This window comes from Streptomyces sp. CWNU-52B (assembly GCF_047444975.1).
Classification (GTDB): Bacteria; Actinomycetota; Actinomycetes; order Streptomycetales; family Streptomycetaceae; genus Streptomyces.
In genome coordinates this window covers 22444-29647 of record NZ_JBLFJV010000029.1, presented here as the reverse complement: position 1 = coordinate 29647, position 7204 = coordinate 22444, and the positions used below count along the sequence as shown (strand labels likewise).

6 protein-coding genes are annotated in these 7204 nt (G+C 69.0%); 5 read left to right on the top strand and 1 reads right to left on the bottom strand.

Annotated elements, in window-relative coordinates; all coding sequences use genetic code 11:
* Positions 1–283: 283 nt before the first annotated feature.
* Positions 284–1201: an endo-beta-N-acetylglucosaminidase H gene (locus ACLVWQ_RS26870; RefSeq protein WP_414111759.1), complete on the bottom strand. Its 918-nt coding sequence runs from the start codon at positions 1199–1201 to the stop codon at positions 284–286.
* A 307-nt stretch (positions 1202–1508) separates the two neighbouring features.
* On the opposite strand from ACLVWQ_RS26870, the gene ACLVWQ_RS26865 reads away from it, so the two are divergent.
* From ACLVWQ_RS26865 to ACLVWQ_RS26845, 5 genes are all read left to right on the top strand, one after another.
* A complete protein-coding gene (locus ACLVWQ_RS26865) occupies positions 1509–1958 on the top strand; it encodes a spore-associated protein (protein WP_414111758.1) in 450 nt (149 codons plus the stop codon).
* A gap of 98 nt (positions 1959–2056) precedes the next feature.
* Positions 2057–2932 carry a DUF3626 domain-containing protein gene (locus ACLVWQ_RS26860; RefSeq protein ID WP_414111757.1) on the top strand — a complete coding sequence of 292 codons (876 nt, stop codon included), beginning with the start codon at positions 2057–2059 and terminating at the stop codon, positions 2930–2932.
* A gap of 184 nt (positions 2933–3116) precedes the next feature.
* The gene (locus ACLVWQ_RS26855; RefSeq protein ID WP_414111756.1) at positions 3117–3872 is read left to right on the top strand and encodes a type 1 glutamine amidotransferase domain-containing protein; all 756 of its coding nucleotides are present in this window, start codon (positions 3117–3119) and stop codon (positions 3870–3872) included.
* A 224-nt stretch (positions 3873–4096) separates the two neighbouring features.
* Positions 4097–4879 carry an IclR family transcriptional regulator gene (locus ACLVWQ_RS26850; protein WP_414111755.1) on the top strand — a complete coding sequence of 261 codons (783 nt, stop codon included), beginning with the start codon at positions 4097–4099 and terminating at the stop codon, positions 4877–4879.
* 230 nt (positions 4880–5109) lie between these two features.
* The gene (locus ACLVWQ_RS26845; RefSeq protein ID WP_414111754.1) at positions 5110–7176 is read left to right on the top strand and encodes an FAD-dependent oxidoreductase; all 2067 of its coding nucleotides are present in this window, start codon (positions 5110–5112) and stop codon (positions 7174–7176) included.
* Positions 7177–7204 lie beyond the last annotated feature (28 nt).

Below are 7204 nucleotides of genomic sequence, written 5' to 3'. Positions count from 1 at the left end.
TTCCTGACACCACCCACCCTCCCGCCACAACACCCCCCACACCCGATGCCGAAGGTCCGCGACAACAGGACTGAACGTCCCCACCCACAAGGACCGTTGGACCACCACCCAGGTATCCGTCAACGAGGCCGTCGCCGGGTGCCCCGTTCGTCGGCCGCACCGGGCTCGCCCTCACCTCCCGCGCGCCTTCACCACCCGTGGCACGAACGACGCAGCGCCCCCGACATCGTTGTCGGGGGCGCTGCGCACACGGATCACTGTCGTGCCATGGACCGCGGTCGCCTCACGGCGTGTAGCGGGCGTCGCTGCCGTACAGCTCCCTGGTGAACGCGGAGACGTCGGCACTGCGATCGGCGCCGTCGAGGTTGTACGTCAGATAGACGCCGTACCCCTCGCTGACGGTGCGGCGGGCGAGGCTGGTGACCACGCTCTGCGAGGTCCGGCCGATCTCGACGGCCGCGGGCGACAGCTGCGCCTTGGGCAGTGCGATGCCGGGGACCTGCCAACTGCCGTAGTACGGGTTCCAGGCGTAGTCGAACTTGGACGAGACGTCGACGCCGCCGTAGGAGAGGCGCGACGCGGCCGGGCCGATGTTGTAGAGGCTGATGATCTTGTTCGGCATGTTCGCGCGCAGGGCGGTCACGAGCTGTACGAACGAACTGGCGTTGGGCTGCCCCGTGCCGTTGTTGCCGTATTCGGCGTACTCGTCGTCGAAGTCGATGCCGTCGAGACCGTACTCGGCCACGGTGTCCGACAGTTGCTTGGCGAATCCCGAAGCCGCCTGCTCCGACGGGAAGTTCGCGAAGCCCGCGCCCTGGTGGTTGCCGAGCACCGAGAGGACGACCTTGATGCCCTTCTGCTGCAACGGACGGATCTCCGTGGCGGCGTTGTCGAGTACGCGCTGCACGTTCTCGTTGAAGTACAGCTGGGCCGTCTTCGTGCCCGTGTCGTAGTTGATGTTCGCCGCGAAGATCACAGCGACGTCGAAAACGTTGTCACCGCCGTTGGCGAGGGTGTACTTGCCGACGTTCAGCATGCTGTTGTTGTTCACCTCGACGTACGCCACCGAGGTCGGCCCCTCCTTCGCGAGGGCGGGGGCCGCTGTCGCGCCGGTCGGGGCGGTCGCGCCGAGGGCAAGTCCCGCGACGACCGAGAGCGCGAGCGCGACTGCCCGCACTCTGCTCCGTACCATAGTGAACATCGTTGATCGGTCTCCCATCCCATGGGCCGGCGCCCGACCTGTTCGAAAGCGCCGAGTGAGCCTCTGCGAGTCTTCCGCGTGAGACCGGACCCCAAGAGTCATGCGAGAACTTCTCACAACTCCCACGCACATCACATGACAACCTGATTTCTCGACAACCACCCCCGACTGCCGGAGTCCGGTCGGCGGCCTCCGCGCGGCCATGACTCGGGCCGCAAATCTCTTACGGGCGACGCACAACCGTTCTGCGGTCCCGCGTGTCACATCATGCAGGGGCAATCGCCTCTAAAGATCGCAAGGGGGAAATATGCGATTCAACCGTTCTGTCCTGACAGTAGCCGCCTTCGCCGCCCTGACCGTGGGAGCCGGCACCGCTCTGGCGGTGCCCGCCTCCGCCGCGCCCAACACCACCCCGCAGAAGGTCTGTGGAAGCAGCTACAAGACCGTCAACTCTGCGGCCGTCGGCTCACTGGGCACCGTCTACCTGACCTACAACTCCGCCAACGGCGAGAACTGCGTCGCGACCATCCGCAGCACCCCGGGCACCGCCGTGGAGATGTCCACCTGGGTCTACGTCCCCGACACCGACGAAGGTGCCGACGACTACGGCCAGTACACCTCGTACGCGGGACCGGCCTACGTGTACGGCAAGGGCCACTGCGTCGACTGGGGCGGCCACATCAACAACGTGTACGTCTCGGTGACCGGCTCCAACTGCGCCGCTCTCAAGGAACACCGGACCGCCTTCACCCGCTGACCCACACTCCGGCCGGTCGCGCGTCTCCCGCGCCCCGCTCCCCTCATCCGGGCGCGGGAGACGTGCGGCCGTGCTCCAGAGTGGGGAACACTGTGCCGATGAGCTCTGCAGCCTCCCGGGCAGCGCGGGAACGGGCCCTTCGGCATGTCGCGGACCTGGCTTCGGGCCCGCCGATGGATCCGGCATTGCGGGTGACCCTCAACTTCCACCCGGACCGTCTGCTGCACGGCAGACCGATCCTGGACGCCATGGCCGAAGGCGGCGTCTACCACTCGCAGTTCGTCACCGGGACCAGCAACGGCGGCCTGACCGCACATCCAGGCGGCGACCGGTGGCGCTGGGAGAGCCGGATCTTCGACGGGGCCTACGACGAAGCGACCGCTCATGAGCGCCCGGTCTACGGGGCGTTGAACTTCCGGCGCAAGCCGGTCGGCGGGGCGCCGCGGTTCGGCTCGGCCCACTTCCGGCTGACGGCCCGGACACTGACGCGAAGCACGTTCTGCTACCCGGACAGTTTCCTCGAACCGTCGAATTTCGGTGTCGCGGCCCGCATGGGGCTTGTCGAGCTTGCCCGCGCCGATCGTCAGGACGAGCTCGACGACTACATCGAGGCGCAGGTGCACGGCCCGGTCCAGCTGCCACGCGATGTGGAGGCGCTGGTGCTGGACCCCTGCTACCGAGGCACGGCGGTCGAGGTCGCGGCTCTGCGTCTTGGCTGCCCGGTGGAGTGGCACCGCGGCTTCCGACTCGGGGTCGAGGAACTCCGGCGTCACCCCGGCTACCGCGGTCAGGAATACGTCGACCTGGGCACGCGGATCGCGGTCGACGGCATGCTCGATCCCCGGGTCGTCGGAGACTCCGCACGTGTCGGCCTCCATGACCTCCAGGCGGTCAAGAAGGTGTGGCACTACGTGGCCCGGTTCGGGGCCCCGGCTGCGCGGCCGCCGGCAGGCGGTCGTGGTGGGCGGTCGTAGCAGGTGGCCGTAGTGGGTGGTCGTAGTGGGTGATCTTCGCCGACCCGAGTGGAGGTGCCGATGAGCGGCAGGCCCACCCGAAGATCGGAAGCGACCACCAGGAAGGTCCCCCACAGATCCTCAGCTGCGCTGCGAGGACCGGGCCACGGTTGATCGGCCCGACTCGACCGCGCACGATGTGCCCATGCGGATACTGATGCCCCTGCCCGACCAGGACTTCGACGTCACCGAAGTGGCCGTTCCCTGGCAGATGCTCACCGGGGCGGGCCATGAAGTGGTCGTCGCGACGGAGCGTCTGGGAGCCGGTCCCGCCGCTGACCCGAGTCTGTTGGAGGGGGTCCTGTTCGGCCGGCTCGGCGCCGAGCCGGAGCCCAAGCGGTTCTACCGCCGGATGGTGGCCGACCCACGTTTTCGCGGTGTCGTGGCCTGGCAGGATCTCGTGGCCTCCGACTACGACGGTCTGCTGCTGGCCGGTGGGCACGCCCCAGGGATGCGGCAGTATCTGGGATCGTCGGTGCTACAGCTGAAGGTTGCCGAATTCTGGCAGCTGGGGCGGCCGGTCGCGGCCATCTGCCACGGGCCGCTGGTACTCGCCCGCGCACAGGACCCGACCACCCACCGCAGCGTGCTCCACGGGCGCCGCACCACCTGCCTGCCCAAGTACCTGGAGCGATCCGCCTATCTGCTGACGGCCTGGCGCCTCGGCCGCTACTACCGCACCTACCCGGCGTATGTGGAGGACGAGATCACGGCCGCCCTCGCCTCGCCGTCCGACTTCCGGCGCGGCCCGCGCACGCTGTCACGGCGGGGCACGGCCACCGACCATCGCCCGGCCTACGTCGTCGAGGACGGCAACTACCTCTCGGCCCGCTGGCCCGGCGACGCCTACCTCTTCTCGGAGCGGTTCCTGACCATGCTGGACAAGACCGCTCGTACCTGACGACACCTCATGACCAGTGCGGCGCAACGGAGTTCATCGGCGCCGGCCCACTTCGCCACCTCCGGCCCCCGGTCGATGTTCCGCTGGTCTCGCGGACGCCGGACACGGCCGATGCCGCCACCTTCCGACCAGGCCCGCAGCGGCCCCGGTGGCCGAAAAGCTCGCATGCGGCCGGACGCCCGGTGCTCACGGGCGGCGTCCGCCCGCTCGGCTACCCTTCGGGCATGACCAGCGACGGCAGCCGCCCCCGTGATCGCTCTGTGCAGTCCGTCGACCGGGCGGTGTCGATTCTGCAGATGCTGGCCAAGCACGGCCCGAGCGGCGTGACCGAGGTCGCCGACGAACTGGGCGTGCACAAGTCGACGGTGTTCCGACTGCTGGCGACCCTGGAGTCGCGCGGCATGGTCGAGCAGGACGCCGAGCGCGGGCGGTACCGCATCGGGTACACCGTGGCCGAACTCGCGGGCGGCGTGGGCAAGGTGAGCGACCTCGCCAGTCTGAGCCGCCCCATCTGCCATGAGCTGGCCGCGGCCACGGGTGACACCGTGAACGTCGCGATCCGGGACGGCTACGACGTGATCAGTATCGGCCAGGCGATCGGTTCGGCGATCATGAGCATCGACTGGGTCGGCCAACGCTCCCCCATGCACGCCACATCCGCGGGCAAGCTCTTCATGGCACGCATGCCCCCCGACGAGATCGCCGAGCTCTTCGCGAAGCGGCCGAAGCAGTACACCCCGCGCACCATCGTCGACCCGGTGCGCCTCGCGGCCGAGCTCGAAACCGTACGCGAGCGCGGTTACGCCACCACCAGCGAGGAGCACGAGATCGGACTGGCCGCCATCGCCGCACCGATCCACGACCTCAAGGGACAGCTCATCGCGGCCGTGTCACTGTCCGGGCCGACCTTCCGGATCAACGAGGAGACCCGTCCCGACCTCGCGGAACTGGTACTGGAGGCCGGCGCGAAGATCTCCTGGCGCCGGGGGTTCGTGAAGCACGGCTGAGCCCGGCGCGAAGCTGCCGCGGCACCACGACACCGGACCGGGGAGACGGAGAAGGTCCGCGCACTCTTGACTGCCGGGGATTCCCACCCCCACTCTTTGTCTCGTATCACGATCGCGTTTCGCATAGCGCGACAACGATGATCTGCTCTCGTACAGCCGATTCGGCTTCCCCAAGACGCGGCGCGACAAAAAAACCCGCCGTCGACCCCGAACGCCCGCGAGGAGCTGCTGTGCCCTCAACCGCCCTGGATCCTCTGCTCCAGCCCTTCCAGCTCAGGCACCTCACCCTGCGCAACCGCGTGGTCAGTACCTCGCACGAACCCGCGTTCGGCGAGGAGGGCATGCCCAAGGACCGCTACCGGGCCTACCACTTGGAGAAGGCTCGGGGCGGGGTCGGCCTGACGATGATCGGCGGCTCGGCCGTGGTCTCGCCCGACAGCCCACCCGCGTTCGGCAATCTGCTCCTGTACAGCGACGACATCGTGCCGTGGCTGCGCCGTCTCGCCGACGACCTGCACGAAGCAGGCGCCGCGGTCATGTGCCAGATCACCCATCTCGGCCGGCGTACCAGCAACTTCACCGGGGACTGGCTGCCGCTGGTGTCCGCCTCGGCCCTGCGCGAACCCGCGCACCGCGCCTTCCCGAAAGCGGCCGAGGCGTGGGACCTGGACCGGATCACCGCCGACTACGCGGCGGCGGCGATCCGTTGCCGGGACGGCGGACTGGACGGCATCGAGATCCAGGCGTACGGCCACTTCCTGGACAGCTTCCTCTCTCCGTCCACCAATCACCGCAACGACGAACTCGGCGGCAGCCTGGAGAACCGCATGGCGTTCCCGCACCGGGTGATCCGTGCCGTCCGGGAGGCCGTGGGCCCGGAGTTCATCGTCGGCATCCGGATGATGCTCGACGAGGTCCGTCCCCGCGACCTGGGCCCCGGTCTCACCTTCGACGAGGCGCTCGTCGCCGCCGAGCGGTTCACCGCCGCCGGCATCGACTTCATCAGCGCCATCCGCGGCTCCATCGAGAGCGACGCCTCCCTGGCGAAGGCCATCCCGCCCATCGGCACTCCGCTCGGCCCGTACCTGGAATTCGTCGGCGAGATGAAGCGCCGGCTCTCCGTCCCCGTGATGCACGCCGCGCGCATCGCGGATGTCGCCACCGCCCGACACGCCCTGCGTCAAGGGCTCCTCGACCTGGTCGGAATGACCCGCGCGCAGATCGCCGACCCCCACCTGGTCGCCAAGGTGATGGCCGGTCAGGAGGACCGCATCCGGCCCTGTGTCGGGGCGAGTTACTGTCTCGACGCGATCTACGACTCCGGCGACACCAAGTGCGTCCACAACCCCGCCACCGGTCGGGAACTCCAGGTACCGCACACCATTTCCCCGACAATCGGCCGCCGCAGGAAGGCCGTTGTCGTCGGGGGCGGTCCGGCCGGTCTGGAGGCGGCTCGGGTACTGGGTGAACGCGGCCACGACGTCGTCCTGTTCGAGGCCGGCGACCGGCCCGGCGGACAGATCCGGCTGGCCGCGTCGAACCCACGCCGGGGCGACCTGGTCCAGATCGTCGACTGGCGCGTCGCCGAGTGCAAACACCTCGGCGTCGACCTGCGCCTGGCGGCCTACGCCGAGGAGGCCGACGTCCTCGCCGAACACCCCGATCTCGTGATCGTCGCCACCGGCGGCACGCCCGACCGCAGCTTCCTCGCCGCGGGTCAGGGGCTGGTCCACGACACCTGGGACGTGATGACGGGCTCCCTGCCGCGTCTGCGGGGTGAGATCCTCGTCTATGACGACCACGGCGGCTACCCGGCCATGGACACCGTGGAGGTCCTCACCGCGTCCCCAGGCGTCCGGATCGAGTACGTCACCCCGGAGCGCACCCTCGCCCCCGACGTCGGCAGCGTGAACTCCCCCGCCTACCTACGGGCGTTCACCGCGCACGGCGTCACGACCACGCTCACCCAGCGGCTCCACTCCGTGCGCCGGACCGGGGAAGGACGACTCTCGGCGACCCTCTACAGCGAGTACACCGAGACCAGGACCGACCGGATCGTGGACCACGTGATCGTGGAACACGGAACGCTCCCGGCGGACACCCTGTATTTCGGCCTCCTCCCCGGCTCGACCAACCTCGGCGAGGTCGACCACCGCGCCCTGCTGGCACACACGGAGCAGACCGTGGTCCGTAACCACGCGGGCCGCTATCAGCTGTTCCGCATCGGCGACGCCGTAGCCGCCCGCAACATCCACGGCGCGATCTACGACGCGCTGCGCCTGTGCCTACCGGTCTGACCCGTCCCACTCCTCTGGCCGGTCTGAC

Bases quoted from the DNA above. Each gene is read 5' to 3' on its own strand.
- ACLVWQ_RS26870 (WP_414111759.1), bottom strand. From the start codon at position 1,201: ATGTTCACTATGGTACGGAGCAGAGTGCGGGCAGTCGCGCTCGCGCTC.
- ACLVWQ_RS26865 (WP_414111758.1), top strand. From the start codon at position 1,509: ATGCGATTCAACCGTTCTGTCCTGACAGTAGCCGCCTTCGCCGCCCTG.
- ACLVWQ_RS26860 (WP_414111757.1), top strand. From the start codon at position 2,057: ATGAGCTCTGCAGCCTCCCGGGCAGCGCGGGAACGGGCCCTTCGGCAT.
- ACLVWQ_RS26855 (WP_414111756.1), top strand. From the start codon at position 3,117: ATGCGGATACTGATGCCCCTGCCCGACCAGGACTTCGACGTCACCGAA.
- ACLVWQ_RS26850 (WP_414111755.1), top strand. From the start codon at position 4,097: ATGACCAGCGACGGCAGCCGCCCCCGTGATCGCTCTGTGCAGTCCGTC.